This is a genomic window from Aquihabitans sp. McL0605 (genome assembly GCF_049993875.1).
Lineage (GTDB): Bacteria > Actinomycetota > Acidimicrobiia > Acidimicrobiales > Iamiaceae > Aquihabitans.
In genome coordinates, this window is sequence record NZ_CP188252.1 from 3,224,544 (window position 1) to 3,249,656 (window position 25,113).

The 25,113-nt window shown below is 67.2% G+C and carries 19 protein-coding genes and 1 pseudogene; 17 read left to right on the plus strand and 3 right to left on the minus strand.

Features of this window, described 5'->3' with window-relative positions; genetic code table 11:
• Positions 1–11: 11 nt before the first annotated feature.
• From ACPPVX_RS14875 to ACPPVX_RS14885, 3 genes are read left to right on the plus strand one after another with little or no spacing between them, the layout of a single operon-like run.
• Positions 12–3,383: a tubulin-like doman-containing protein gene (locus ACPPVX_RS14875; RefSeq protein WP_426571347.1), complete on the plus strand. Its 3,372-nt coding sequence runs from the start codon at positions 12–14 to the stop codon at positions 3,381–3,383.
• A complete protein-coding gene (locus ACPPVX_RS14880) occupies positions 3,380–6,088 on the plus strand; it encodes a hypothetical protein (protein WP_426571348.1) in 2,709 nt (902 codons plus the stop codon). The genes ACPPVX_RS14875 and ACPPVX_RS14880 overlap by 4 nt, the downstream gene beginning before the upstream one ends.
• Before the next feature lie 33 nt (positions 6,089–6,121).
• Positions 6,122–8,011, plus strand: coding sequence for a CASTOR/POLLUX-related putative ion channel (locus tag ACPPVX_RS14885; RefSeq protein ID WP_426571349.1), 1,890 nt, complete (start codon positions 6,122–6,124; stop codon positions 8,009–8,011).
• Between the two features lie 760 nt (positions 8,012–8,771).
• Here the strand turns inward: ACPPVX_RS14885 and ACPPVX_RS14890 are convergent.
• Positions 8,772–9,020, minus strand: coding sequence for a hypothetical protein (locus ACPPVX_RS14890; protein WP_426571350.1), 249 nt, complete (start codon positions 9,018–9,020; stop codon positions 8,772–8,774).
• 438 nt (positions 9,021–9,458) lie between these two features.
• Here ACPPVX_RS14890 and ACPPVX_RS14895 point away from each other — a divergent pair, with 438 nt between their 5' ends.
• Positions 9,459–10,232 (plus strand): nuclease-related domain-containing protein, encoded by a 774-nt coding sequence (locus ACPPVX_RS14895; RefSeq protein WP_426571351.1) that lies wholly within the window; start codon positions 9,459–9,461, stop codon positions 10,230–10,232.
• On the opposite strand, the gene ACPPVX_RS14900 is transcribed toward ACPPVX_RS14895, so the two are convergent.
• On the minus strand, positions 10,224–11,408 hold the full coding sequence (locus ACPPVX_RS14900; protein WP_426571352.1) for a hypothetical protein: 1,185 nt from the start codon (positions 11,406–11,408) through the stop codon (positions 10,224–10,226). The two genes, ACPPVX_RS14895 and ACPPVX_RS14900, sit on opposite strands and share 9 nt — an antisense overlap.
• Positions 11,409–11,855: 447 nt before the next feature.
• Here ACPPVX_RS14900 and ACPPVX_RS14905 point away from each other — a divergent pair, with 447 nt between their 5' ends.
• The gene (locus ACPPVX_RS14905; RefSeq protein ID WP_426571353.1) at positions 11,856–12,473 is read left to right on the plus strand and encodes a hypothetical protein; all 618 of its coding nucleotides are present in this window, start codon (positions 11,856–11,858) and stop codon (positions 12,471–12,473) included.
• A gap of 162 nt (positions 12,474–12,635) precedes the next feature.
• On the opposite strand, the pseudogene ACPPVX_RS14910 reads toward ACPPVX_RS14905, so the two are convergent.
• Positions 12,636–12,933, minus strand: a pseudogene (locus tag ACPPVX_RS14910) (IS6 family transposase); the annotation flags it as partial.
• A gap of 145 nt (positions 12,934–13,078) precedes the next feature.
• Here ACPPVX_RS14910 and ACPPVX_RS14915 point away from each other — a divergent pair.
• From ACPPVX_RS14915 to ACPPVX_RS14970, 12 genes are all read left to right on the plus strand, one after another.
• Positions 13,079–14,203, plus strand: coding sequence for a hypothetical protein (locus ACPPVX_RS14915; protein ID WP_426571354.1), 1,125 nt, complete (start codon positions 13,079–13,081; stop codon positions 14,201–14,203).
• Positions 14,200–14,736, plus strand: coding sequence for a hypothetical protein (locus ACPPVX_RS14920; protein ID WP_426571355.1), 537 nt, complete (start codon positions 14,200–14,202; stop codon positions 14,734–14,736). The genes ACPPVX_RS14915 and ACPPVX_RS14920 overlap by 4 nt, the downstream gene beginning before the upstream one ends.
• Complete coding sequence (locus tag ACPPVX_RS14925; RefSeq protein ID WP_426571356.1) at positions 14,733–15,266, plus strand: hypothetical protein; 534 nt, start codon at positions 14,733–14,735, stop codon at positions 15,264–15,266. Before ACPPVX_RS14920 ends, ACPPVX_RS14925 begins: the two co-directional genes overlap by 4 nt.
• The gene (locus tag ACPPVX_RS14930; protein WP_426571357.1) at positions 15,266–16,315 is read left to right on the plus strand and encodes a hypothetical protein; all 1,050 of its coding nucleotides are present in this window, start codon (positions 15,266–15,268) and stop codon (positions 16,313–16,315) included. The genes ACPPVX_RS14925 and ACPPVX_RS14930 overlap by 1 nt, the downstream gene beginning before the upstream one ends.
• 23 nt (positions 16,316–16,338) lie before the next feature.
• On the plus strand, positions 16,339–17,019 hold the full coding sequence (locus ACPPVX_RS14935; protein WP_426571358.1) for a protein phosphatase 2C domain-containing protein: 681 nt from the start codon (positions 16,339–16,341) through the stop codon (positions 17,017–17,019).
• A 67-nt stretch (positions 17,020–17,086) separates the two neighbouring features.
• Positions 17,087–17,365 (plus strand): WXG100 family type VII secretion target, encoded by a 279-nt coding sequence (locus ACPPVX_RS14940; protein WP_426571359.1) that lies wholly within the window; start codon positions 17,087–17,089, stop codon positions 17,363–17,365.
• Positions 17,366–17,370: 5 nt separating this feature from the next.
• Positions 17,371–17,652, plus strand: coding sequence for a WXG100 family type VII secretion target (locus ACPPVX_RS14945; protein WP_426571360.1), 282 nt, complete (start codon positions 17,371–17,373; stop codon positions 17,650–17,652).
• Positions 17,653–17,661: 9 nt separating this feature from the next.
• On the plus strand, positions 17,662–18,654 hold the full coding sequence (locus ACPPVX_RS14950; RefSeq protein WP_426571361.1) for an RNase A-like domain-containing protein: 993 nt from the start codon (positions 17,662–17,664) through the stop codon (positions 18,652–18,654).
• Positions 18,654–18,974: a contact-dependent growth inhibition system immunity protein gene (locus tag ACPPVX_RS14955; protein WP_426571362.1), complete on the plus strand. Its 321-nt coding sequence runs from the start codon at positions 18,654–18,656 to the stop codon at positions 18,972–18,974. Before ACPPVX_RS14950 ends, ACPPVX_RS14955 begins: the two co-directional genes overlap by 1 nt.
• A gap of 16 nt (positions 18,975–18,990) precedes the next feature.
• The gene (locus ACPPVX_RS14960) at positions 18,991–19,971 is read left to right on the plus strand and encodes a hypothetical protein (RefSeq protein ID WP_426571363.1); all 981 of its coding nucleotides are present in this window, start codon (positions 18,991–18,993) and stop codon (positions 19,969–19,971) included.
• Entirely contained in the window at positions 19,971–20,312 is a 342-nt protein-coding gene (locus ACPPVX_RS14965) for a hypothetical protein (protein ID WP_426571364.1), read from the plus strand. Before ACPPVX_RS14960 ends, ACPPVX_RS14965 begins: the two co-directional genes overlap by 1 nt.
• Complete coding sequence (locus ACPPVX_RS14970; RefSeq protein WP_426571365.1) at positions 20,312–25,102, plus strand: FtsK/SpoIIIE domain-containing protein; 4,791 nt, start codon at positions 20,312–20,314, stop codon at positions 25,100–25,102. Before ACPPVX_RS14965 ends, ACPPVX_RS14970 begins: the two co-directional genes overlap by 1 nt.
• The last annotated feature ends 11 nt before the right edge of the window (positions 25,103–25,113 follow it).

A 25,113-nucleotide genomic window follows, 5' to 3' on the forward strand; every position in this document is an offset into this window, starting at 1 on the left:
AGGAGAACACCATGCTCGGACCCGTACTCTTCGTCGGTTGCGGCGGCTCAGGTGGCAAGACGCTTCGCGTCGCCCGCGCCGCGCTGGAACGGCGTTTCCGTCGAGCGGGTTTCCCGCCCGGCTTCATGCCCGACGCGTTCCAGTTCATCCACGTCGATGTCCCGCCGAAGCAGGAAGGATCCGTGTCCGAGTTCGGGCCGTACCTCCCCGGTGAGTCCTATGTGAACCTTGTCGATCCCGGAGTCGCGTACAGCCCCGTGGACGATGCGCTGGTGCGCATGGCCGCCGAGCGCGGCGCGCTGCAGGAGATGGTCGGCTGGCGGCCTGACCCGACCATGGTGAAGGTGGCCATCCAGGCGGGAGCTGGGCAGTACCGGGCGCTTGGCCGTCTCATCACCCTTCGCCGCATGAACCACGTCTTCGACGCGGTGGGCCGGTCGGTGAAGGCCTTCAACTCCGCGGATGCCCAGTCCGAGCTCGATGCGGTGTCCACCGCGCTCGGCTGGCCGGTACCAGCCTCGGCGGTGACCAAGCCGGGACCGCTCGCCATCGTGGTGTCGTCGATGGCCGGTGGCACCGGAGCCGGCTGCTTCCTGGATGTCTGCGACATCTTGCGTTCCGCCTATCCCGGATGGGGCGACCACGCCCTGTCCATCCTGTATGCCCCCGACGTGTTCTCATCGGTCGCCGGCACCGAAGGGGTCCAAGCCAACGCCCTGGCATCGCTGAACGAGCTGCTCGCCGGCTACTGGTCGAACGAACAACGCCAGACCGAGCTGCTCCGCGCCGCCGGCCTCGAGCCTCGGCCCCTGCATCAAGGCGGAGCAGCCCACCCCTTCCTGATCGGTTCGATGAACCTCGGAGGAGTGACGCTCACCAACCCGCAGCAGGTCTACCGGGCGATGGGCGAGGCGCTCGCCATGATCGCCGCCGGCTCGAACGTCCGGGAGAACGTCGTCAACTTCCTCACCGTCAACTGGCAGAGCACCGCCGAGAGGAACCCCGATTCGCTGGGCCTCAGCCCCCCGAACACCATGGCGCCCATCTCATCGTTCGGCTACGCGCGCGCCGGCCTCGGACGCGAGCGCTTCGAGGAATACGTCATCAAGCGGCTCGTCCGCGACGCAGGCGAGTTCATGTCCACCGGCTACCTCGGGGCCGCCCAGAACATGTTCCCCGGCAAGGAGCTCACCCCGTCCGAAGCGCTCAGCAGTCTCGTGGAGCACCTCTCGGTCCGGTTCTTCAGCGAGTGCGGCCTTCATGAGCGCGATGAGAACAACCAGGTCCTCGACGCGCTGACGCCCGCTGAGCTTGAGGACAGCTGGCAACATGTCCGGCGGTCCGTACTGAACGACATCAGCCCGCTATCGGCAGCAGCCCCGACGGTGTGGACGAGCCGGATCATGAGCGCCGTCGATCCGTACCGGGTGGGCTTCCAGGTCAACGTCGAAGCCATGCTCGCCGCCACGACACGAACCTGGGTCGAGACCAGCTCCGGGCAAGTCACCTCAGTGGTTTCGTCCTACTCCGCCAAATACGGCGTGCCCGTCGCCCGTGCACTGGTGGAAAACCTCATCGCCGAGCTTCGCAGCGTCGCTGACCAGCTCACCGCCGAGGCACAGCGGTTCGATCAGCCGACGCAGTGGGACAGCCTTGTCAGCGCCCAGCTGCCCGCAGGCCGCCAGCAAATCACCGGTGACAATCCCGGCCTCGTCGATGCCGTCCGCCAAGGCGCAGGCCCGCTCTGGTCCTCAGCCCAGAGCATGATCCGCCGCCGCGCCGTCGAAGGCATGCTCGAGCTCGCCGACGGGTTCCTCCGTCCGCTGCTGATCGCGCTCACGGCGGCGCAGAACCAGCTGCAGGGCGACCTCGGCCCGCAGGCGAACGGTGAGCCGCCAGAGATCCAGAGCTGGCCCCAGGGCGACACCGTGCCGACGTGGCTCCAGCCATCGGACATCGAGTTCCTGCTCGAGCCGGTGACCCAGTACCCGGAGAAGTTCACCGACCTGATCCGACGGGCGGTCGACGACAGCGATGAGCGCGCCGCTGGCGGAGCACTCCTCGCGGCCCGTCACGACGTGACCACCGGCGGCTTCAGCGTCACGGATCGAGAATCGGTCCCTCCAGCCATCATCCACGGCGTGTCCGCGAGCGACGAGGTCGCCGGGAAGTGGCAACCGAAGGTGTGTGGCATGAGCGGCACCCCCGCCACGTTCCGGGTGGACTTCAGCATCGAGGCATTGCTGGAACGGGCCCGAGCATGGGTCGGTCGCCCCGGTACGGCCATGGAGCGCTACCTGCACGAGAGCCTCTCGGACTACCTGGCGGAGCGTGACAGCCAGGACAACCCGATCATCAACCACACCCAACGCCTCGCCGAGTTCCGCCTTGCGTTCGGCAACGCCCTGCGCGCCTCGAGCCCGCTGGTGCTCATCGACCCCGGCGTATACAGCCAGGTCCACCTCGGCAAGGGCGAGCCGAGCGTCGCGACCATCGTCGAGCCGATCCCCTTCGATGAGTCGCACCCGGCGCGGCCACTGGCACGAGAACTGCTCATCGCCCGGAGGGTCGACCCGGCCAACGTCGACGGGCACTTCGGCACGGGGTCTGGCGGCTCGATCAGCATCATCTCCTACCTGGAGGAGCCGTCTCACCCCGTGGTGTACCGCTCCCTCATGGAACCGATCGGACAGGCCTGGGCAGCGACTGGTGGTCCCGATGCCGGTGAGCGGTTCTGGAAGTGGTGCCGGACCCGACCCCTGGGCGAGGCGGTGCCGGTACCTGCAGGGGTCCGCAAGGCGATGATTCGCGGTTGGTTCACCGCTCGGCTCCTCGGCATGCTCGATTTCTCCGATCCCGACCGGGCCTACCGCATCACCCTCGACGACGGTCGCATCGGTGAGTTCGGATGGCCGTTGCTCGGAGCCCGGATCTCGAGTCGAGACAACTGGTCGCCGCTGGCGGCCGTGCTCGAGTCGCTCGGGCTCGCTCTGGTTCGGTTCTCCGCCGCCGGACAGCAGGGGCCGCTCGAGCCCTACCGTCGCTTGCGCCAGCTGGGCATGAGCGACGTGGCCGAGTCGGAGCTCTCGTACAACTACCTGAACCCGGAGCTCGACGAATTCTTGACCGCCGGCACCTCGCCGCACGTGCTCGGGTCATCGATCATCACCGGCACGGACCGAGCCGAGCGACTCAGCTCGCTCATCAAGCTGCTCCACGACAGCGTCGAGGCGTACCGCACCGAAGATGCTCGCCCAGTGACGCCTCTGGGGTTCTTCGGGCTGCACCGGGTGCATGAGCTCGCCGCCGAAGCAGCCGACTGCCTCGAGGCGATGGCCAACGCAGCCTCTCGCGACGCTGGCAAGGAAATGAGCACGCTGTGAGCTCGCGCCTGACCATCACGGTGGCTGACCTCCAGGGGCCAGCAGGGGAGACCGTCGACGTGATCCGGAGCTGGGCGGCGACGGGGCTGCTCACCGATTCGCTGTGGATCGACCGCGCCGGCGACGGACGGTCAGGCGTTCTGGTTGCGACAGACGGCACCACGTCGGAGGTCGAGGTCCTCGACGAGCTCGCCAACCGGCCCGAACTCCAGGCGCTGACACTGGTCTCGCTCTACCTGCTTCCCAACGAGGCCACCGCCGCGGCGGCGCCTGACGCCGGCGCGGACTACGACCTGGTGCACCCGATTCGGTCGAACGCCGAGATCGCTGACATCGACCTGCTGAACCTGGTCATGGTCGTCCCCGCCGTCGGAGTGGCGTTCCCCGAGCAGCTGTTCGACGAACGGTGGAGCACCACCCTGCTCGTCGCACCAGAAGACCGGATGGCAGACGACCAGATCGCAACCGGGATCAAACCAGTCGATGTCGCCCTCCACGCCGCCGCGGCCCTCGCCAGCGCAACGGGCATCTGGGACGCAGCCGAGGAAAGCCCGCTCGCGGGCTCCACCGGCGACCTCCGTGGCGGAGGACGCGGCGCAATCCGCATCGTCCGCACCGCGGCCCGGTTCGTCGAGTGCGGACCGATCGCCGACAGGATCGTGGCCGAGGTGCTCTCCCTCTCCGGAGGATGGCCCGTCCCCGATGGAGCATCGCCCCCTGCAGTGCCCTCCAAGGAAGCTGAGCGCGTCATCGGGCCGAGCGTCCAGCAAATGGTCGAGCAGCACGAGGTCGGGTTCGTGCCGCTTCCCGCACCTCCAGCGAAGCCCCCAGCAGAGCTCGGTCTGGTCGCGGGCATCAAGCTCTTCTTCGTCAGCTTCGCCAGGATCCTTCGCGGTCTACCGGCAATGGCAGTCGAGGAGGCGCGTCGGTCGCTGGCTAAGGCCGTGGTCACCATCGCCCAAGGAGCAACCTTCGGAGCCGACTCCAACGTCGTGCTGACCCTGCGCGGAGAAACCGCCGGAGGAATGGCCTCCCTAGTCTCCGCTGAGGACCAGTACGAAGTGGTGCGCAGCCACCGGTTCGGCGGGACCGAGGTCCCAGTGGCCGAGCCGTCGTTCTGGCGCGACCTGCGCCTGATCTCCTGTGGCATCGCTGACGGGGCCGAATACCCCGACGGCTACTCCGAACCACGGCTGGGACGGGCGCGTGAGGTAGTGCTCGACCCGAACCTCATCGCTCCGACCCCATACGGCAACCTTGCCGTGTTCCCGGCTCACGAGTTCGGCCCGGGCCGGGCCATCCGAGGTTGCGATCCACGCGGGGCGCGCGATCTGAACAACCACCTGGTCGGCCTGATCGCCCAAGACGAACTGGTCTCCACGGCTCCGAGCCCATCGCGAGCCCGGGTCGAAGCCCTCAACAAGTGGGTGGCGTCACGATCGCGCTCGTTCATGTGGCGTCTGGGCGAGGCCATCTCCGACGCCAACGCTGGAGCTGCGAACGAGCTGGCGGCCGCTCTGGTCATCCTTTCGGAAGGCGCGCCGAGCCTGGAGGACGGGAAAGCTGATCTGTTGTTGCGGCAACGCCTGCGCCGCTACGTCAACGCTGCCATGGTGGCCGCCGTCCTCATCAGCGTCGGCGCATGGTGGGGCACCCAGAAGCTCTGGTGGGGCGGCGGGCAGGCGGTTCTCGGCGCCGTCCTCGGGTGCCTGGTTCTCCTCGTCGTGCTCGTCCTTGCCTTCATCCGGATCGCCCGACAGCTCGCGCAGAACGAGCACCGACGCAAGCGGGCGTTCGAGGCTTGGCTCCACGCCGAACAGCGCGCTCACCACGCCGCCAAGCAAGTGACCCGCTTCTGCAGCCTGTACTGGCAGTTCCTCGATTGGTCTGAGATCGTCGGAGGTCTCGTCCACCGGCCGTGGGGAGAGCCTCCCATCTTCTCGGTGGTCGATCGGCTCGGTGATGCCCCATCGACGCGCTCCACGCTCTTCGCCAGCGCCGCACCAGTGCCCGAGAAGCTCGTCGGTGCGGTCAGCCAAGGGCAGAAGGCGGTCATGACGGTCGGTTGGCTCAGCACGCTGCTCAGCCAACTCCTCTCGCTCTCCACCACTCGGTACTCGGCGATCTCGGCCACCCCGATCGAACAAGTCGACCCAGACCACGATGTCAGCGGCAGCGGCCTGATCCTGCGCCGAGCGACCGACACCGGCGAAGAGATCCGCACCTCCAGAGGCAACGTCTTGCGCGATGTCCTTACGGAACACTTCGCCGACGATCTCCAGGAGGAGCAAGCCACCCAGGTCGTCGCCGCAGCCCTGCACGTCTCACCCGACAGCGTGCTCGGCCCCGTCGAGGTCGACGGCATGGCCCAAGGGCTCTCGGGCGCTGCCGTGTCGGACTTCCTGCTCGGCCTGCGGCCAACGCGCCGCGCCGCGCCGTTCCCCGCCTCACTCATGCGATCGGTCGACCAACCGGCGTCGCCGAATCAACCGATCGTTCTGCTCCCGGCCGAGGTCGACGAGAGCGAGGACGGTGCGCACACGTCCACGCGAGCTCACCTCGGCCAGAGCCTGCTCTATGCCAGCATCCGCGTCGACCTCTCGGATCCAATCCGACTCGATGACCTGAGCACACTTGCGCCCTCCCGCACGGGCGGGCCCGGCCGCGACCTCGACACCCCACCGCCGGCCCACTCCCCGCTGTAGCGAGCAGTGAGCGGGGTGCGGCGACACAGGCGGATGGCACAGGTCCAAGACCGGATTGACCGCGCGCTCGTTCGAGGACAGATCAACGTCATCGTGTGGCTCGGCGGCGCTGCACTGCTGCTGGCACTCACCGCTGCCCTTGTCGAGACAATGCTCCACCTTGCGGTGCACGGCCACGCACCCTCGTTCCCTGAAGCCTTCTGGCAATCGCTGGTCCGAACCATCGACCCCGGCCAGATCACCGACGATCACGCCGGATTCGCGATCGTCGGACTGGTCATCACGATCATCGGCCTGTTGCTCATCACCACGCTGATCTCCCTGGTCAACAACAGGATTGAACGTCGCGTCGAAGGGATCCGAAGAGGGCGGGATCCGATCCCGCCACGAGCCGATCACATCGTCCTCCTTGGATGGAGCGACATCGGGTCGAAGGTCATCGAGGAGTTCGCTGAGAGCGGAATCAGCAGCGAACTCGTCGACATGGTCGTGTTGGCAAATCACAGCGTCGCCGACATGCGCCACGAGCTCCAGGAGAACGACGACCTTGGCCCACGAGGGGCGCACTGGCCCGTGCTGCGGTCCGGGACCACGTGGGACACCCGGGACCTGCGACGACTGGCGTCGATCGCCACATCTCGAGCGGTCGTCATCCTCGACGACAACACCACCGACGGCCTGGCGAACACGGTCAAGACGGTGATGGCCATCGTCGCGGCCTGCGACGGACCATCGCACGACCGCCAAGCCCACGAGCACCCAACAATCGTGATCGAAGTTCTCGGAGAGACCAATGACCTCGTCGATCCGCTCCGACGCCGCCTTGCCCGATTCGGCTTTCGGATCGTCACCGTCGACTCACTCGCGCTACGCACCGAACTCGCTGCGCAGGTCTCACGGCGGGCCGGCCTGTCCCAGGTGTTCCAAGAGATCCTGAACTTCAGCGGCGAGGAGCTCTACCTGATGGAGGCGCCCCCGGAAGTAGCGACCTTCGGCCAAGCGGTCACAGCGCTGCGTGACCGAGTCTCGATCGGAACGATCGATGCCGCCGGCGGCCAGGTGAACCTCTGGCCTCACTGGGCGACGCCGTTGGCGGGAAGCAGCCTCATCCTGATCGCCTCAAACGAGGCCGCGGCCGCATCAACCGACGGGATCGACATGGCCGCCCCGCCGCTTGAGGGCGGACGCCCGAGCTGCTGCGAACGGCCGCTCGAGACCCAGCATCTCCTCGTCGTGGGCTGGAACTCGGGAGCAGTCCACCTGCTCGAGGTGCTTGACCAGTACGCCGGGGAGGGTTCGTCTGTCACCGTTGTGACCAGCGACCCCGTTGAGCCAGGTCCCTTGAAACTGGAGAGCTTCGGAGACCAGCGATTCATCTGCCCGACGATTGGGGTGCAGGCATGGCTCGATCTCGAGCGCGATCACTTCGACCACGCAATCGTGTTGGCCGACGATGCCGTGTCACCCGCCGCCTCCGACGCCTCGGCGTTCGTCACCTTGCTCTCACTCCGACCCGCGGGCGACATCCATGGCAACCCCACCACGGTCGTGGCGCAGCTGCGACAGCGCGAGAACAAGCATCTTGCTCGGCAGAGCCTCGCCGATGACCTGGTGGTCGGCGACGCCGTGACCGCGACCACCCTCGCCCAACTTGCGATGAACCCCGACCTCGAGCACGTCCTCCACGACATCCTCGGCGACACGCCCTACACGATTGAGCTCGTCGCAAACCCGTACCTCGGACGAACCAGCTCCGTCTCGTTCGAGCAGATCACGACAGCCATAGCGCTGCACGGCGAGATCGCTCTCGGGTGGATCAAGACAGATGGCACGCTCAAGTTGAGCCCCCACAAAGACGAGCGGATCGCCCACACCGATCTGCAACAGATCGTCGTGTTCACCCGCCTGCGCCGAACGAGCTAGACGCCCGCCAGATCGTAGAACCGCCACCGCCACCAAACCCCGGCTCGGCCGCCTCGCACAAACCGAGACCTAGGCTGTCTCCCGAGCAGCCTGACTCACAAGGGCCGTGCCTCGATCGCGGGTCAACTCCACACCCTCAGGTGGCTTAGGGGAGAGGGCAGCCGATTGCCACAAGCTCCTGAGCGCGGTTGGTTGAGCAGAACGGAGGCGGTATGGGCACGATCTTGAGGGTGATCTGCAGGGACTGTGGACATCAAGATGAGCAGGTCGATGGTCCCATCATGAGCGGCTTTCTTCCGCGGTGCGATCGATGTGGCACGTCCAGATTCGTATCCATATCCGAACTCGAAGAGTCGGATCCGCCAGGAATCGAGCCGGCTAGTCCCGAAGTCTGGGAGCTCCGCATGCGGCGAATGCCGATCCTGGCTGGACCGTGTCAGTGCGGAGGCCACTTCAGCGAGACGGCACCGATCCGGTGTCTGGCGTGCCACTCCAGGTCCGTGTCGAAAACAGTGTCCGGAATGGCTGACTGAAAGCCGTCGATTGCCGTGGCGTGCTCGATAGGCCGAACGAAAAAGGCGGCGTCACCAACCGGGAACTCCAAGCCGTGTGGTCGGCGTGACCGGCCCGGAACCAGCGGCCACTAACACTCAGATCGAAGCCCAGCCAGGCGCTGCTCCCCCCGGCGGAGGCCGTGGAGTGACGACCTCTTTCGCGATGCCGACCGAAGGGCTCGGCAGGTCGCGGAGGTTGGTGCAGATCAGGGGCCTTGGTACCGGTACCTCCACGCTCGCTGGCTCTTGTCGACCTCGATGGTCACCCGTTCACCGTTGAGCGCCTCGGGGACGTGTTCGCGGATGATCCGATCGCTGCACCCAAGCTGCGCCTTGATCTGGGAATGCGTGAACCACTCGTCTGGTCGATGCTGGAAGAACCGACACAACTCCAAACCCGTCGTCGCCCCAGGGTGCACCGCCAGATAGCGAGCCTCCAACACACCGATGGCCACCGTTACCTCCTTCGCCGCACCGATTCTTCCCGCCACGGATCCATCCGCAGCGCTCCTTGGTGGTAGCCGTGAAGCGTTGCAGACCAACGCCGGCCTCGCACAGGCCAGCCGATGGGGACGTTGTCGCTGGCGGGATGACGTGGGTGGTCCACCCGCGAGATGAGCCCTCCGGATGACGCTCGGGGCATCCAGCGACGAAGCTCCTGACCCGGACCACAGCAGGAGCGGTCCCTGGTCCTCCCGGCAGTGGAGGTGGACCGCCCTAGGGTTCTGGCCCATGGAGGTCGGCGGCGAATGAGGCAGATGCGGCTCCGCTACGCGGGCAGGTGCGCAGGGTGCAGCGGAGCGCTCGTGCGAGGTACCGATGCCTGGTGGGACGCTTCAGCCAAGACGGTGACGTGCTTCGGTTGTGTTCCCCCCAATGAACCTGGCGCACAGGTGGCCATCGAGCCCGGTTCACCCCAGCTGCCGGCAACCAAGCGCATGGCGGGCGCTACAGCTGAAGACGAGCCTCCAACTCTCGACGATGAGCTGCGCGGGATCGCGGGGGCCGGAGCCCGGGCGGAACGCCAGCGCCGCTCGCGGCTACGCGAACAGCGGGTTCGAGCCCGTCACCCGAAGGTTGGAGGGTTCCTGCTGGCGGTCACCGATGACCCCACCTCGACCAAGGTGTGGGACCAAGGCGCCATAGGGGAGGAGAAGGTCGGTGCCCATCTCGAGCAGGCACGGCCCCAGGGCATCGAAGTGCTTCACGACCGTCGCATGCCGGGCTCGCGTGCCAACATCGACCACCTCGTCGCTGCCCCGACGGGAATCTGGGTGATTGACGCCAAGCGGTACCTGGGCGGCAAGCTCGAGCGGCGTGATGTGGGCGGCTGGTTCAACACCGATGTGCGCATCTATGTCGGTGGCCGCGACCAGACGAAGCTCATCGCCGGCGTCTCCAAGCAGATCGACGCGGTCGCTCGTGCTCTATCGGGTGCGGCCTTCGAGTCGGTTCCGGTCCGCGGTGTCCTGTGCTTCGTGGACGTCCAAACCGGTTGGTCCGCGAAACCGTTCGCTATCGATGGCGTCACCGTCACCTGGCGCAAGCACCTCCTGGCCCCGATGCTCGACGTCCGCAACGACGCAGGCGGTAGCCCTGGACCGCTCGATGAGGCGCAGCGCGCTGCGCTGGCCCGACATCTGGCGGTGGCATTCCCGTCAGGATGAATCCGGGTGTGCTCGGCAAATGGCGAGGACCCGAGACGGCGGTGGAGCTGTGGTGACGGGGAGCAGGTGGTAGCGAAACGCAGGGTGTTCGCTGGTGGAGATGGTGATTGCTTTGGCGGTCTGGCCGAACTCGATGATCAGGTCGTTGCCGCGCAGCCGGCGGACGATGGCAAGCAATCCCCACAGGTAGAGGCCGAGCTCGCACGAGCCGCCGGTGACCGCGGCTGGCCTGGTCTCGATCGCTTCGCCCACTTCGAGGTCGGTGGCGCGCACACGGACCTCGTCGGCGCCGAGCTCGATCCACACGGTCGCCGCATCAGCGCTGCCGGCCAAGATCGCGACCCGCTCGACCGCGGCGCCGAGCTTCGTTCTGGAGAGCTCGATCCGGCGGGTGGTCATGGTGTTCACGATGGGCGCGTAGTCCGGGTACGGGTCGTTTTGGAGCCGGCACCTCAGGGCCAGCGGGCCGATTGAGAGGTCGGCTTGGTCGTCACCGATGCTGAGCTGAACCTGCCCGTCGGTGGGGAGGAGGGTGGCGATTGCGTTCAGCGCCGACCTGGACAGCAGCAGGGACTGGCCGTGGGCGGATCCCGGTACCCGGTTGTCGGGTCCGGGCAGCTCGACCAGTGCGAGCTGTGTGCGATCGGTGGCGGCGAAGCGCAGGAGTCCCGGTGCTGTCGTGAGTTCGATCCCGGTCAGAGCGGCACCCCAGGCCCGGCTGTGAGCCAGGGCGAGTGCGAGATGGTTGAACCCCGCGGACAACACCGATGCCGGCAGCGTGGCTCGATAGCGGACATCGGCAGGCGGAAGTGGACGGTCGGCCTCGTCGTCGGTCAGGTGGGGGAACGTCGTCTCGAACGATCCTGCCGAGATGGTGAAGACCCTCGTGTCCGCTGAGAGGTGCACCAGTCCGTCGGGCAAGCGCGTCACGATGCGTGACAGCAACCGGATTGGCACGGCTACGTCGCCGTCACCGTCGCCGCAGTCGACAAGGGGCACCTGCTGACTAACCGTCTCGGTGCCGTTGCCGGCCTCGACGGTGAGTCCACCACCGCTTGCCGTGAGCCCCAGCACCTGACTGCGCAGCGTCGACTCGGAGAACGCCGGCACCACCCGCATGGCCTGTCGGACCACACGCTTCAGGACGATCTTGTCGACCGTCGCCTCGAAGCTCACTCCCGCCTCCACCGGTCACAGATTGCCCGCTGCACGCGTCAGGGTCCGGGATGGCCCGACGCTCGGCGCCTGCCGCTATCGCAGCAAACGCGTTGGAGCCGACGGACGTCGACGAGGAGGTTGACCTGCCGGATCTGGCCCAGCTGGATCGGCGTACCGCAGCAAATGGTCTATCTATGCGGTACCTGGCTTGAACCTTCGCTTCGAGTGATCAGACTGGGGCAGGAGGGAACCGCGGGCGCCTTGCACCTCGGGCGAACCGACGGCCGTCGGCGAATCCGACTCCACCGGCGTCGAGAGGCCTACCAGCGCTCCCCGCGCTCGCATCGGGTTCCTAGCCACGGCGAAGCCGCCATCAGCTCGGCCCATGCCCGACGGCACCCAACTAGCCTCGAGTTAATGCGGTGGAAGCTTCCTACTCACGAATGTGTCGCTAGGGATCCGCGGGTGCTGCTGTGCACTCTGTTCGGACTGGTCACGGTGTTAGCTGGATGTGGCGCCGGACAAAATTCCCATGCCGCGAACCCTTCCCCAACCGTGGCCTCCTCCGCCGAGCCGACCTCCACCTCCCACACCACGTCTGCCGTGGAATCTCGTTCGACCACGACGATCCTCACCACTGGGGTGCGCCAGGAGCGGTTGCAGGAGATGAACGAGGAGATCAAGCGCGCCTGCCTTCAAGGGGTCTCTGACTTCGACTCAGATCCTGCGCTGGTTTGGGACGACAGATGGTCGGCCGTAGGTACCGAAGCAGAAGCACGTACCGCCATCAACAAGTGCATGGGCGACATGCGCAATGTGCAGGCAGAAGACGATCAGCGGGAGTACCAAAAGGAACAGGACTCCAAGATGACGATGGCTGAGTTCACCGAAATCCAGACAGGAATGACCTATTCACAGGTCAAGGGAATCGTCGGGTCAGGTGGAGAGCTCGTTACATCCACCGAGCTTGGAGGGACCAAGACCGAGGGATATTCGTGGGATGGCGTTGCCGAGTTCTCGACCGGATCAGTCATCTTCCAGAATGGCATCGCAATCAGCAAGACCCAGGTCGGCCTAACTTAAGGCGGTCTCAGACGCTTGGGAAAGGTGATTCGACGGCGAGGTTCGTCTTGGCAACTTGTGAGGTGGGTACGGGCTCCGGTCGCTCGCGGGGCGGGGTGTGTTGGTCGGCCATCGTGACGCTAGGTATCGGAGTGGCATCTCGGCTCCGGCTATTCGCACCGGCCACCCCCCGGCCGCGACCTTCACGTAGGTCTCGTCGACGAACCATCGGCCACCAACACCATGACGGCGCCGAGCTGCTTCGACCAGCAACGGCGTGAAGCGTTGCACCCACCGATACAGCGTGACAATGGTCGACCTCGATGCCACGCTCTGCGAGGAGTTCCTCGAGATTGCGGTACGACAGCCCGAAGTGCAGGTACCAGCGGCCGGCCAGCACGATGACCTCCGGTAGAAACCGGTAGCCGGCGAAGGCCACCGAGTCCCCGTGGATCGGCGGGCAGGACCGGCGGCGCTCCATCCCACAAGCCTCGCCGGTCCCGACTTGTGGGCCCCTCAACGCAACGGTGCCCCCTGAGCGTGCGCCCGAGGCCTGTTGCGCTTCGAACCTGCGTTTGCCATCATGCGCCTGGACCGGCCTCGATCGTAGGGCGGAATGAGGGGAAATGGGGCGGGTGCCGGTGATTGGCGTGGTCATTGGGGTCATCGCCGCGGTCATCATCGGCGGTTTCATCGTCGGGCACGGGCGCAAGGCCCAGCGGCCCGTCGAGGGGCCCCCGCCGGCGCCACCGGCGGCGCCCGGGCCGGCCGCCCAGCGTCCGCCTTCGACCCGGTCGACGGCACGGCCCCCACGTCCTGCGGCACGATCGGCGGAACCGCCCCGCCCTCCCGCCGACCCGATCCGCACGCTCGTCGACGTGCTGTCGGATCCGGCCATCGAATCGAACACCCGACTGCACCAACCGAAGTTCGAGCGGGATGCTGCCGGGGCACTAAAGGCCTGGCGCGGCAACAACGCAGAGGCGTACCCGTTCGTCGGCGCCGATGGCGTCCAACGCGTCGCCCGCTTTGCCTTGACCGGAGGCGCCGACGCCAACGGGCGCGCTCGCTATCGATCGATCGCCGCCCTTCCCGAGGAGCGACGCAACGAGCTCGGCCTGGTGCCGACCGAGCTGGTGTCCGAAGCGGTGGACCTCGGCGGCGGCAACGTGCTCGACGCCGTGGTGATGAGTCGCGTGCCCGGCGAGTCGCTGGCTGCCCATGTCCTCGCCCATGCCGATGACACCATCCGGATGAGCCGTCTGGCTGACAACTTCGCTCGGCGCATTAGTGCGTTCGATCGGCGCCAATACCCCTTCGCCCATGGCGATCTCCAGTCCGGCAACATCCGGGTCACCACGTCGGAAGCTGTCTTCTTCATCGACTACGACGACGTCTGGATGCCGGGCCTGACCCCGAGCACCGGCGTGGGCTATGAGGAGTACCAGCACCCCAATCGGATGTCCGTGTCCGATTGGGGCCGATACATGGACACCTTCTCGGCGACCCTGATCCACGCGGCCCTGCTCTGCATCGTGAACAAGCCCGAGCTCGTCGAGTTGGCCAGCGACGTGTGCGTCCTGTTCACGGAGTATGACCTGCGCAATCCGGGCGACAGCGAACTGTGGTCCGAGCTCCAGCACGTGACGGACCGTCGGGCCCTCGCATCCGTCCATCAGCTCTTGCAGTGGTGCCAACAGGATGGGCCGCCTGCGGTTCCGTTCGATTCGGATCTCGGGGTGTGGTCATGAGGAAGCAGTTGCATGCAGCCGCGCAAGGGCTCACGCCCGTCGTGGCGGCGTTCGCGATCGGCCTCGTCGCGTCGCGAGGTGTGCACCACGTCGTGCGGCACCACGGGGCGGAGGCGAGCCCGTCGAGCCCCTCAGGCCCGTCAGTCACCACCGACCGTTCGGGTGCTTCGACGACCACCACCGCCACGACGACGATCGCCCGCAAGACGACCACCACGCAGGCGCGGCCCGACCTGACGCTCGCGATTCGTCACGTACCGTCGGCGGAGCCCCCTACTGGCTGCCATGCCGACGCAGTCCAGACGGCCACGTGGAGCACCGAACGGCCCGTTCAGGGGTTCATCATCAAGAACACCGGGGGCCGCGCGGTGTTCTGGTTCTCGACCGGCCACCAGGGTGAGGGGATCAAGTTCGAGATGCAGCCGCAGGAGCTCCAGTCGATCTCGCTCTCGCGGAAGGCCGTCATCACGGTCGGTCCTCCAGTCGGCGGGCCTCAGCTGAACTTCATCGTCTGCCAGGGGACGGTGTCGTGAAGGCGTCACGCTCGTGGATCGAAGTGGCCATCCCGTGCGCGTTGGCGGCCGTCGTCGGCGCGGTGGCCGGATGGCCCTTCGCGTTGGGCGCGAAGGTCGTGTGGATCGTGGTGCTCCTCGAGGCGGTCCTGCTCGTCGTCCACGTGGTGACCGCTCCTCGGGCCGAGTTGGCCATCGACGGGAAGGGGTCGAAGGGAGAGACCGGCAAACCCGATGGATCACCCAACTCTTCCGGCCAGGTCACCTCTGAGCCCGAGCCGGTGGTCCCCTCCACCAGATCCAATCCGGCCGCCCGGCCAGCCCGGGACCCGCATCCGCCTCCCAGCGCCACCTCCACGTCGACGGATCGATCGCTCGGCTCGTACTCGATCTCGGGCAACCGGACGCTGGTCCGCCGTGTTGGCCAATTCGACTTGAAGCTGACCGTCCTCCACGAACCACTCGCCGAGATCCGCGGTCCCGGCGGGTCGGCCGGTGCCGAAACTGCAACTGGTCAAGCGCCCGATCCATCCCAACCCGAGGAGACCTGATGCCCGAGACCGATGCCGATCGATCGCCCGAATCGGCTCGTTACTACCAGGCCAAATCGCAGACGAAGGCCCCCAAGCTGGTCGTCTTTCTGATCGACGAGTCCCGATCGATGCTGGAGCCATCCGGTGGTGTGCCCAAGAAGGACCTGGTGGACAAGCACGTCAACCAGACGCTTCGGCTCCTCGGCACGTTGTGCAGCAAGGACGATGGATCGCTGGCCGACCGCATGTATGCCGCGGCCCTTGGCTATGGCGGGAAGGACAAGGCCCATCCCGAGATCGTCTCGTTGTTCGACCGGACCTCGGATCAGTTCGATCAGGCCGACCCCGTGCTGTCGATCTCGCAGATCTTCGATCTCGAAGCGCGACCAGAGGACCTGGTCGATGGCACCCGCCAGTTCATCCAGTCCCGGGCTGACGGCTGGACGCCGATGGGGGCGGCGGTGAAGCGGACCGGCACGGTGATCCACAACTTCGTCGCCCAGCAGCTCGCCACCACGAAGGATGGCCGGGAGGACCGCCGCTTTCCGCTCCCCGCACCGGTGATTCTGAACGTGACCGACGGCCGTCCGACCGATGATGACCTGACCCCCACGCCGGTCGAGCACTGGGCGCAGCGCCTCTCGACGGGGGACTGCTACCCGACGTCACCGGAGGGCGGTCCCGTCAGGTTGATCGATGGACCGCCGCTGTTGATCAACATCGGGACGCCGGAAGGGGACGACCCCAGGTTGGATGCCCTGTTGTTCCCCACCGAAGCCGAGCTTCCGCCGGCGGGCGAGAGCATGGAGGGTGACGGGGTCCGGCGCCTCTGGCGCCTGGCCAGCCCGATGCACCCGAACCTCGTCGCCACCGCGGTGCAGAAGGGTTTGCTGCCGCAGGGCTCGACCCACCACGGTCGTCGGCTCTATGCCAGCACGCGGGCCGCCGGTGCCGGTGAGGGCGGCCCCGGTAGTGCGGGTCAGCCCGGGCCGGGCGGGGCGGGAAACTGGTCGATCCTCGAGCGGATCTTCGAGTGGGGCTCGGTCAACAAGGACCAGCCGCATTGAAGCCACGCGGATCCATCGTGCACATGGAGGCCCTCACGCTGGCGCGCGATCCCGACGAGCCCGACGCGAACCAGGACTCGGCGGCATGCGATGCCGATCGTGGAGTTGCCGTGATTGCCGATGGCGTCGGTGGCTCCTTGGCACCTAGGGATTGGGCCGCGGAGCTCACCGGTGCAACCCTCGAGGCCGTCGTCACGAGCCTTGAGGACGCGCTCGCCGATGCATGGGTCCGATCGGTCTCGGAGTGGACCAGGCACCGGCCGCCGCCCAAGGTCCCGCTCGGCGTCGACCTCAAGGCCTCAGCGTCGACGCTTGGCATCTTCGCCACCGACGCCCACCACTGGTGGTTTGCCGCTGTGGGCGACGTCAACCTCATGCACCTCCGCTCGGACGGGTCGGTTGCCATGCGTTCGTCGCTCCAGAGCCGAGGTCAGTACGACTCCGTTCCTGGGGCGTTCACCGACCGATCGACGTCCGCGGAGGTTCGGACCAGCCAGGGCGTTTGCGGGTCGGGCGACTCCTTCTTCCTCTTCACCGACGGTCTCGGTCAATGGCTGGTCGAGCACACCGACGAGGCCACCCTCGACCGGTTCTGCCGCATGGACGAGGCCGCGTATCGCGCCTTCGTCGATTCCTGCCGAGCCGACCATGGATTGATGAGTGACGACGCGACCCTGGTGCGAATCCAGGTGCTCAGCGCCTGAAATTTACCGTTGCAGCTCGAACGTAACCCAAGTATCGTGACGTGACTATCTATCGGGGGAGAACGAAATGGACATCAAGGTATCCGTAGAGCAACTGCAGGCGGCGGCGGACCAGATCAAGACGAAGTCCGGGACCATCGACTCGGAGATCAGCGCGCTGCGCAGCACCGTCGGCGGCGTCTCGGGCTACTGGACGGGAACTGCACATGACTCCTTCCAGACCGTTTTCACCGAGTGGGACACCGCGTTCAAGCAGATGAACGATGCCCTCCGCCGCATCGGTGACAACACCACCCGGGCCGTCCAGAACTACTCGCAGGCAGAGGCCGCGAACACGTTCAAGTAGGCGTGATGGGATCGTTCAAGGTCGATCCAGATCAACTGGCGAAGGTCGCATCATCGTTCTCTGACCAGGCCAGCGCCATCAAGAAGGTCAAGTCGAAGCTGGAGGACCACGCGTCCAACCTTCCTCATGACATCGGCGGCGGCAACGCGGCAAATGCGGCGCGCTCGGCCATCGCCGACTCGAAGGATGCCCTCGACAATCTCAGCAAGTCGTTGGCCTCATTTGCCAAGGCATTGGACACGGCTTCGACCAACATGGCGACCGCCGAGAAGAAGTCGACAGAATAGCGATTGCGGATGCACCTGCCGGGTAAACCACAGGGAAACCCGGGCAATATCCACCATGCAGCCGACGCATGGAACACCGCCGCGCGCACCATTGAGACTGCCGAGCGCGACATCGCATCCGTCATTCGGGGTCAGATGTGTGATTGGGAAGGGTCCAGTCGACATTCATTCGACCTTGAAGCCAAGAAGATGACCGATGCGATGGAGGAACTGGCATCGTCGTTCCGGAAGCTATCTGGCCGTCTCGATCACTTCGCCGACAAGCTCCACGACTCCCAGAACAAGTACAACATCGCCGTCGCTGCGGCCGGCGTGACCGCCGTGGTGGGGATCGGTTTGACGGTCTTCACGTTCGGCGGGTCCGACGCTGCTGCCGGTGCGGCCGTCGCCGCCGAGGTAGGCGGCGCGGTGGAGATCGCGACGGGGGCGGCGGCCGTCCTGACCACCGAGGTGGGCGCGCTGGCGCTGGCCGATGCCGCGTTCCCGGTGGTGGCGACCGAGACGGCCGTGGCCGCCACCACCTCGGGCGTCGCGTTGGTCGAGACCGCTGGACTCGATGTGGCCGCCGCGGCGTCGGAGGAGGAGGCTGCGATCGGCGGTGCGTCCGAGGCCGGCGAGCTCGGGGTCGAGAACGGTCGGCCCATCGATCTGGACGAGCACGAGGTCGGCCGGGGCCACACCCTCGAGAAGCACGTCGACCTCAGCGACGAGGACTTCCTCGACCGGCTCAACGACTACCCGGAGGCCTCGAGGTTCTTCGATCGAGGGGTGGCGGAATTGGGCATCGAGAAGACCATCGGTGCCAACCTTCCGGAGATCGAGGAATGGTTGTCGAGCCCCACCCCACGCCTGCCGATCGAGTTCGACGTGGGTGAGGAGATCGGTGAGATCATCTCCCGGAACAGCAACGCAGTGTTGCTATCCAGTCTCGTTCGGGTGGTGCTCATCCCCAACGAGGCGTTCGAGTTCGGTTGGCAGATCCTCACCGGGATGGTGTTCTGATGGCGCTCAAGACGCTTCTGGCGGGCTACCTCAGCCAAGACTGGCGCGAGGACTTCGAGTCCTCCGCGGCCGCGGTGACCGCGTTCGTCGACGGCGCCCGGGTGCCGCAGCTCCTTGCCGCGTCGGCGGACATCGATGGCCTCCTGGAGCAGCCCGGCGTCGCGGACGACGACCGTGAGGACGGGCTGCAGCGCCAGATCCAGAGCCTCGGTGGCTCGTACGACCCCACCGATGACGGCGTGACTCGCGAGGCGTGGTTGCGCGGCGTGCTCGACGCGATCCACGTCGAGCTCGACCGTCGCCTGGAGTCCGACTCATGATCGATGGGCGAACCTGATGCACCTTCCTGGCAAGCCCACGGGCAACCCGAGCAAGATCCACCACGACGCTGACGCGTGGACCGCCGCCGCGTCTAGCCTCGAATCGATCGAACGGCACCTGTCGAGCTCGATCCGAAGCCATCTCTCGGGGTGGAGTGGTTCGAGCCGAGACTCGTTCGACCTCGAGGCCAAGGAACTGTCCGACGCGATCGCCGAGCTGGCGGGCTCGTTTCGCAAGCTCGAGGGCAAGCTCGACCACTTCGCTGGCCGGCTGCACGTCGCCCAGGACGCCTACAACGTGGCGTTGGGCGCGGCGGGCGTCACGCTCGTGGCCGGCACCGTGGCCGCCGTGTTCACCTTCGGCGCCGGGGAGGCGGCGGGGGCCGCCGGCGCCGCCGCGGAGCTCAGTGCGGCCGTGGCCGTGGCCGATGAGGCTGTCACCGTGCTCGTCAGCTCCGTGGGAGCGCTCGCGGTAGGAGAGGCCGCGTTCCCCATCGTCACGCTGGAGACAGCGACCGTCGCGAGCCTCGCTGTCGTCGAGTTCATCGAGGTCGAGGGCCCGTTCATTGGGGACGCCGCCACGGAGGCCGAGGGCATCATTGGAGCCGAGGGCGCCGTTGCCGCATCGGACCTGGTCGGGTCGGAGTCGGAGTTGTACGAGAGCCTGAAGAACGCCGACGAAGAGGCTTCGTTCCTTCGGTTCAAGGCGACGGAGGAGGCGGATGGGCTCGAGTTCTCGGAGCCCAACGGACCGGGCGCCGACTGGAAGGACGACCTCGGCGAGACCTACGACCAGATGGGTTCGAAGGCGGCATCCGCTCACTGGGACTACCAGCGCCAGAACTTCCTCGACCAGATCGTCCGGCACATCGGCAAGGCGGACCACACCGTGCTCGACCTCACGGGATTCACCCCAAGTCAGATCGCCGAGGTCGAGGCGTTCCTGCGTAGGCTCTCGCCCGCCGACCTGGCCAAGATCATCCGGATCGGATTCTGATGGCGACGATCGTGTTCCCCGACGGCAGGGCATGGGTGTCTGGGGGTGTCGGCTTCCGGGCGGTGCTGGACGCGGCGCGGGACGCGGCGCCCGTCACCCAGTTCGAGTCCGAGCAGTTCCAGCTGTTCGAGGCTCTGAAGGACGTCTCGCTTGCGGATCTGCACGACGAGTGGCGAACGCGGCTCGACCAGCGGTTGCTCCAGGCCGTCCGCCGACTGCGAGCCGAGCCGGCCGAGGCCGGCCGTTCGGACGCATGGACGGCCGAGTGGCACGACCTGCTCGACGAGCTCGAGCGATACGCCCTGGCCGACCTGCAGAACTCCACGCTGGACGGAGCCTGATGTCGGATCGTGACGAGGGGTGGTTCGTCGACCCCTCGGATCGCCCCACCGTCCAGGAACCGACCGCGGAAGAACGGTCGGCCCCCACCGACCCGCGCGCTCGTCGCGACGAGGGCTGGTACGTCGACCCCGAGGATCGCGCCACGGTCCAGGAGCCGACGGCGGAGGAACGGTCGGCCGCCGCCGATCCACCCGGTCGTCGAGACGAAGGCTGGCTCGTCGACCCCGAGGAGGAGCCGCCCCCGGCGCCGAGCCCTCCGCCGCCTCCCCGAGCGGAGCCATCCGATGACGGAGGCGGCTGGGATCATGACTTCACGCCGATTCCGACCCGGGCCCGGGTGTGGTCGACGTCGCCGAGCCAGCGAGAGATCGTCGACTCGGTGGCCCACATCTGGCTGCGCACGCCCAAGCAGACGACCGACCTCGTCGTCCGCTGGCGCTACCTCGACACCACCGTGCAGGAGCTGGCCTCCGCTCTGGCGCGGGAGCGGTGGCTTGCGCCGGAGCAGGTCGATCAAGGGCTGGTCATCGACGGGCGGCACTGGTCGCCCACTGATGAGCTGAGCCGGGGCGGGCTCGTCGACGGGTCCGAGGTGAACATCGCCGGCCGAGCCGTAGCACCCGAACGGCTCTCGAGCCGTCCCGCGGTCGTCCAGCTCTCGGGGCTCGATGCCGGCACCGTGTATGCGGCCACCGGGCTTCGTCCTGCCCCTCCGCCCACGGTCGTTGACCCCAAGATCAACGGAAAGGCTAAGGGCAAGCCTGCGGACACGTCCATGGCAGATCGGCGCGAGGAAGATGGCGCCGACTGGCAGGACCATAAGCTCCTCGACTCCAGCGGTTGGGGCCTCCGCAACATCCCAACGGGCCCCCTCAGCGTGGTCCCGGGAGCACGGGTCCATGCCGGTGCCCTCGACCTGCGGTTCGATTTGGATGCGCCCACCGACCGCCACGTGCTGGCCGGCGTCGATGAAGGCGGGCGGGCTCGCGTGCCGTTCGAGCGCCCCCCGTATCACCCGGCGATCCCGATCCCCGTCAACGGCAAGGCGCCCGTCCGGGGGACGGTCAGCACGGCCAACACGACCCTCGCCCTGCTCCTCGCGAGTGCCGTCGTGCCGGCGATGACCGGGGTCGCCATGTACGCCTTCACGAAGAGCCCGCTCTCGCTCGTGCTCGTGTTCGGCGCGGTGATCGGGCCGCTGATGAGCCGGTGGGCCAACAAGCGCGCCACGAAGATCATGCGCCGCAACGTGGAGGCTGACTTCGCAACCGCCCTCGAGGTGTTCGAAGAGTGGCTCCTCACCCAGCAAGCGGTCGAGTCGGCGGCTCGTGAGCATCGGTATCCCGACGTTCCCACGGCCGTTCGCTGGATGCTCACGTACAGCAACCGGCTGTGGCATCGGCGCAGCTCAGATCCGAGCTTCCTCCAGGTCCTGCTCGGCTACGGCCAGGCGCCGTGGGCGCCGCTGGTCGAAGACGTCCGCGAGGTGGAGGTCGAGCAGCTGCTCGAGGCCCACTCGCTCTTGCCCGATGCCCCGGTCGCCCTTGATCTGGCGGCCGGATCGATCGGCGTGTGTGGCCGCCGCGACGACACCCTCGCCGTCGCCCGCTCACTCGCCCTCCAGGTGGTCGCCCTGCACGGACCGGCGGACTGCGAGGTCGCGGTGATCGCCGACATCGAGCTGTCCGAGTGGTGGGATTGGATGAAGTGGACGCCCCACGTCCGGCGGCGCACCGGCGGAGGCCTGGCCATGACCGGCCCCGAGATGCCGAGGCCCCGGAGCAGCCCCGACGCCGACACGCCCCGGAGCACCCCCGACGCGATCGCCAGCTACGTGCTCGCATCGCTTCCGCCCGACCCGCCGGCCGACACCGACGAAGTGCGCGGCCCCACGATGGTCGTGCTCCTCGATGCGTCGACCACCCTCCATGCGAACTCGACCGGCGCGCTCCGCACGCTGTCGTCCCTGGATCGACCCGACCTTCGGATCATCGCCATCGCGCCGAGCCGCGACCAGCTTCCCGCGGTGTGCCGGTCCGTCGTGACCGTGGGGCGCGGAGGCGACGGGAGCGCACGAGCGACCGTCGAGATGGCCGGTCACCCGACGGGTGCCTGCCGGGTCGTCGGGGTCTCCGGCGATCCGAGCGGAACCAACGCAGGCGACCGGAACCTCCATGTGCGGGCCGCCCGCGCCATCGCTCGATTCGAGGACCCGCTGCAAGCCCGAGCCGGTGGGGCGCTCCCGGACACCGTGCGGCTGCTCCGGCTCCTGGGTCTCGAGGGCGCGACCGCGAAGACGATCTCGGATCGATGGGAAGCCTCGGACACCTCGGAGCACCTGTTCATGACGATCGGCGTCGACGAGTCCGGGCCCGTTGCCCTCGACCTCGTCGGCCACGGCCCCCATGCGCTCGTCGGTGGCACGACCGGTTCGGGCAAGAGCGAACTGCTCGCCACCCTGGTGGCGTCGATGGCTGCCGCCGCACCACCGACACAGGTGCAGTTCCTGCTGTTCGACTTCAAGGGTGGGGCGACCTTCCAGCCCTTCGAGGTCCTTCCCCACGTGGTCAAGGTGATCTCGGATCTCGACGGAAGCCTCGCCGACCGCGCCCTTCGGCTGCTCCGCGCCGAGCTCGACTATCGCAAGCGCCTGCTCGCCGGCATGGCCGACATCCGCGACTACCGCCGGGCCCAGAAGCACCCGGGTGGCCAGCACCTGGTCGACCTGCCGCGCCTCGTCGTCATCATCGACGAGTTCGGCGAGATGAAGAACCACGTCTCGGACTACGACGCGCAGCTCGCGAGTGTCGCTCGCATCGGGCGCAGCCTCGGGGTGCACCTCATCCTGTCCACCCAGACCCCCAGTGAGGCCGTGAAGCCGGTCATCAGCGACAACGCCCGCATACGGCTGGCGCTGCGCCTCCAGACAGGAGGCGAGTCGATCCAGCTGCTCGGGAACCGCGACGCGGCCGACATCCCGAGCTCGGTTCCGGGCCGGACGATCGGTCGGTTCGACGATCGCACCGTGCTCTTCCAGTCCCCGTTCGCCACCGCCACCGCACTCGACGTCCACGCCATGGCGCCGGTCGACCTGGCCTCGTTCGTCTCCGGCGCGTTCGGGGGTGGCGAAGGCGTGTTCTCGGCGGTCGATGTGTCGAAGAAGCCCAAGGAGACCCATGCCTTCGTGACGATGGCGGAGGAGGCCTGTGGGGACCGGCGGTGGCAGCTCGCCCCCGTCAAGGGCCAGCCCAACCACGAGGCGTGGACCGATGAGCTGTCGGCGACGATCAGCTTCTTGCAGGTGCGCGAGGTGGCGGCCCGTTCTGGATCGCTCCGGACCGATGCCAACCCGGTGGCGGTGATCGACGATGTCGTCCAGCAGCGCCACGTCGTGTCCGGATGGTCGAGCGACGTCGCCAACCTGCTCGTGATCGGGGCGCCGGACACCGGCAAGTCGTCGGCATTGGCGGCGGCCGTTGCGGGGGAGCTCGAGCGGGCGACACCCGATGATCTGGCGGTGTACGTCATCCAGGGGCGGGGCGGCCCGTTCCGAGACCTGGTCCCGAGCAAGGATGGATTCGTCGCCGCGGTAATCGAGCTCGACCAGCCCGAGCGGGTCATGCGGGCGATCGACGTGCTGTACGACGAGATGGTAGCGAGGAACGCCGGAGCCAGCCGGTCCCATGGTCGGATCCTGGTGGTGATCGACGGATACTCGACCATGTTCGGGCTCCTCGGCTCCGATGACCGCATGGCCACGAGGTTCCGAGGCCTGGTCGAGGTTGGGCGTTCCACCAACATCCAGTTCGCGATCTCGTGCGACCGCGTCGACGTTTGCACGATCACTGGCGTGACCAACCGCTTCCCGAACATGTGGGAGACCTCGCGTCGTTGGGTGCTCCGCACTTCGGAGATGCTCTCGCTCATGGGGACCAACGGGCTCGACGCCGATGGATCGCGTGCGGTCCAGCAGACGATCCGAACGGCTCCGCCGGGCCGGTTCTACAGCGTCGAGAACGGCCTGTTCGGCCAGCTGGCCTTTGACGGCATGGCCGAGGCCGTCCGGCTGGCGAACGCGGCGTCGCCGCGAAGCTCCGACTGGATCGTGGAGACCGTCGATGCGCTCCCAGAGGATCTTCGGAGCGCCGATCTGCCCAAGGCAACGATCGATGACGGCATCGTGCGCCTCCCCGTCGGCATCGGAGTCGCCTCCGGACAGGTCGAATGGGTCACCGCCTCACCGAAGTCCGTCTTCCTCGTCGCCGGCGCCACGGGCTCGGCCCGGACCCCCACGATCGGAGCGCTCGTCGACGTGCTCCATCGCTCGGGCGTGTACGACGAGATCTTCGCCATCGCCCCGCCCGATGGGCTCGTGCTCCCTGATTCCGTGAAGACGTTCGGCCTCCCGCAGGCCGCCGAGGCCTTCGATGTCGCGATTAAGGCGACGAACTCCCGGCTGCTGATCGTCGACGATGCGCAACGGCTCGCTACCCGCTCCGAGCTTAGGCTCTCTGACGAAGTCGAGGACGCCGCCGGCACGCTGACGATCCTCGCGGGGGTCACCTACGACGGCTTCTCCCGCTCCTCGCTCTGGTGGCTCCGTGACTTCGTCTCGACGCTCGGTCGGCTCGGCATCTTGATTCGACCAACTCGCGACGATCTGGTCTTCATGGACAACGTCGACTGGAACAACACATCCCGCGGCGATTCCACGAGGGGTGACCGGGGCTACCTGATCGACTCCAACCAATCCACGCGCCTCGAGCTGCTGGTGCTTCCAACCCGCTGATCTCCCGACCT

Coding starts and splice junctions, on each gene's coding strand:
- ACPPVX_RS14875 (WP_426571347.1), top strand. CDS start 12: ATGCTCGGACCCGTACTCTTCGTCGGTTGCGGCGGCTCAGGTGGCAAG.
- ACPPVX_RS14885 (WP_426571349.1), top strand. CDS start 6,122: ATGGCACAGGTCCAAGACCGGATTGACCGCGCGCTCGTTCGAGGACAG.
- ACPPVX_RS14915 (WP_426571354.1), top strand. CDS start 13,079: ATGGGGCGGGTGCCGGTGATTGGCGTGGTCATTGGGGTCATCGCCGCG.
- ACPPVX_RS14920 (WP_426571355.1), top strand. CDS start 14,200: ATGAGGAAGCAGTTGCATGCAGCCGCGCAAGGGCTCACGCCCGTCGTG.
- ACPPVX_RS14930 (WP_426571357.1), top strand. CDS start 15,266: ATGCCCGAGACCGATGCCGATCGATCGCCCGAATCGGCTCGTTACTAC.
- ACPPVX_RS14935 (WP_426571358.1), top strand. CDS start 16,339: ATGGAGGCCCTCACGCTGGCGCGCGATCCCGACGAGCCCGACGCGAAC.
- ACPPVX_RS14940 (WP_426571359.1), top strand. CDS start 17,087: ATGGACATCAAGGTATCCGTAGAGCAACTGCAGGCGGCGGCGGACCAG.
- ACPPVX_RS14945 (WP_426571360.1), top strand. CDS start 17,371: ATGGGATCGTTCAAGGTCGATCCAGATCAACTGGCGAAGGTCGCATCA.
- ACPPVX_RS14950 (WP_426571361.1), top strand. CDS start 17,662: ATGCACCTGCCGGGTAAACCACAGGGAAACCCGGGCAATATCCACCAT.
- ACPPVX_RS14955 (WP_426571362.1), top strand. CDS start 18,654: ATGGCGCTCAAGACGCTTCTGGCGGGCTACCTCAGCCAAGACTGGCGC.
- ACPPVX_RS14960 (WP_426571363.1), top strand. CDS start 18,991: ATGCACCTTCCTGGCAAGCCCACGGGCAACCCGAGCAAGATCCACCAC.
- ACPPVX_RS14965 (WP_426571364.1), top strand. CDS start 19,971: ATGGCGACGATCGTGTTCCCCGACGGCAGGGCATGGGTGTCTGGGGGT.
- ACPPVX_RS14970 (WP_426571365.1), top strand. CDS start 20,312: ATGTCGGATCGTGACGAGGGGTGGTTCGTCGACCCCTCGGATCGCCCC.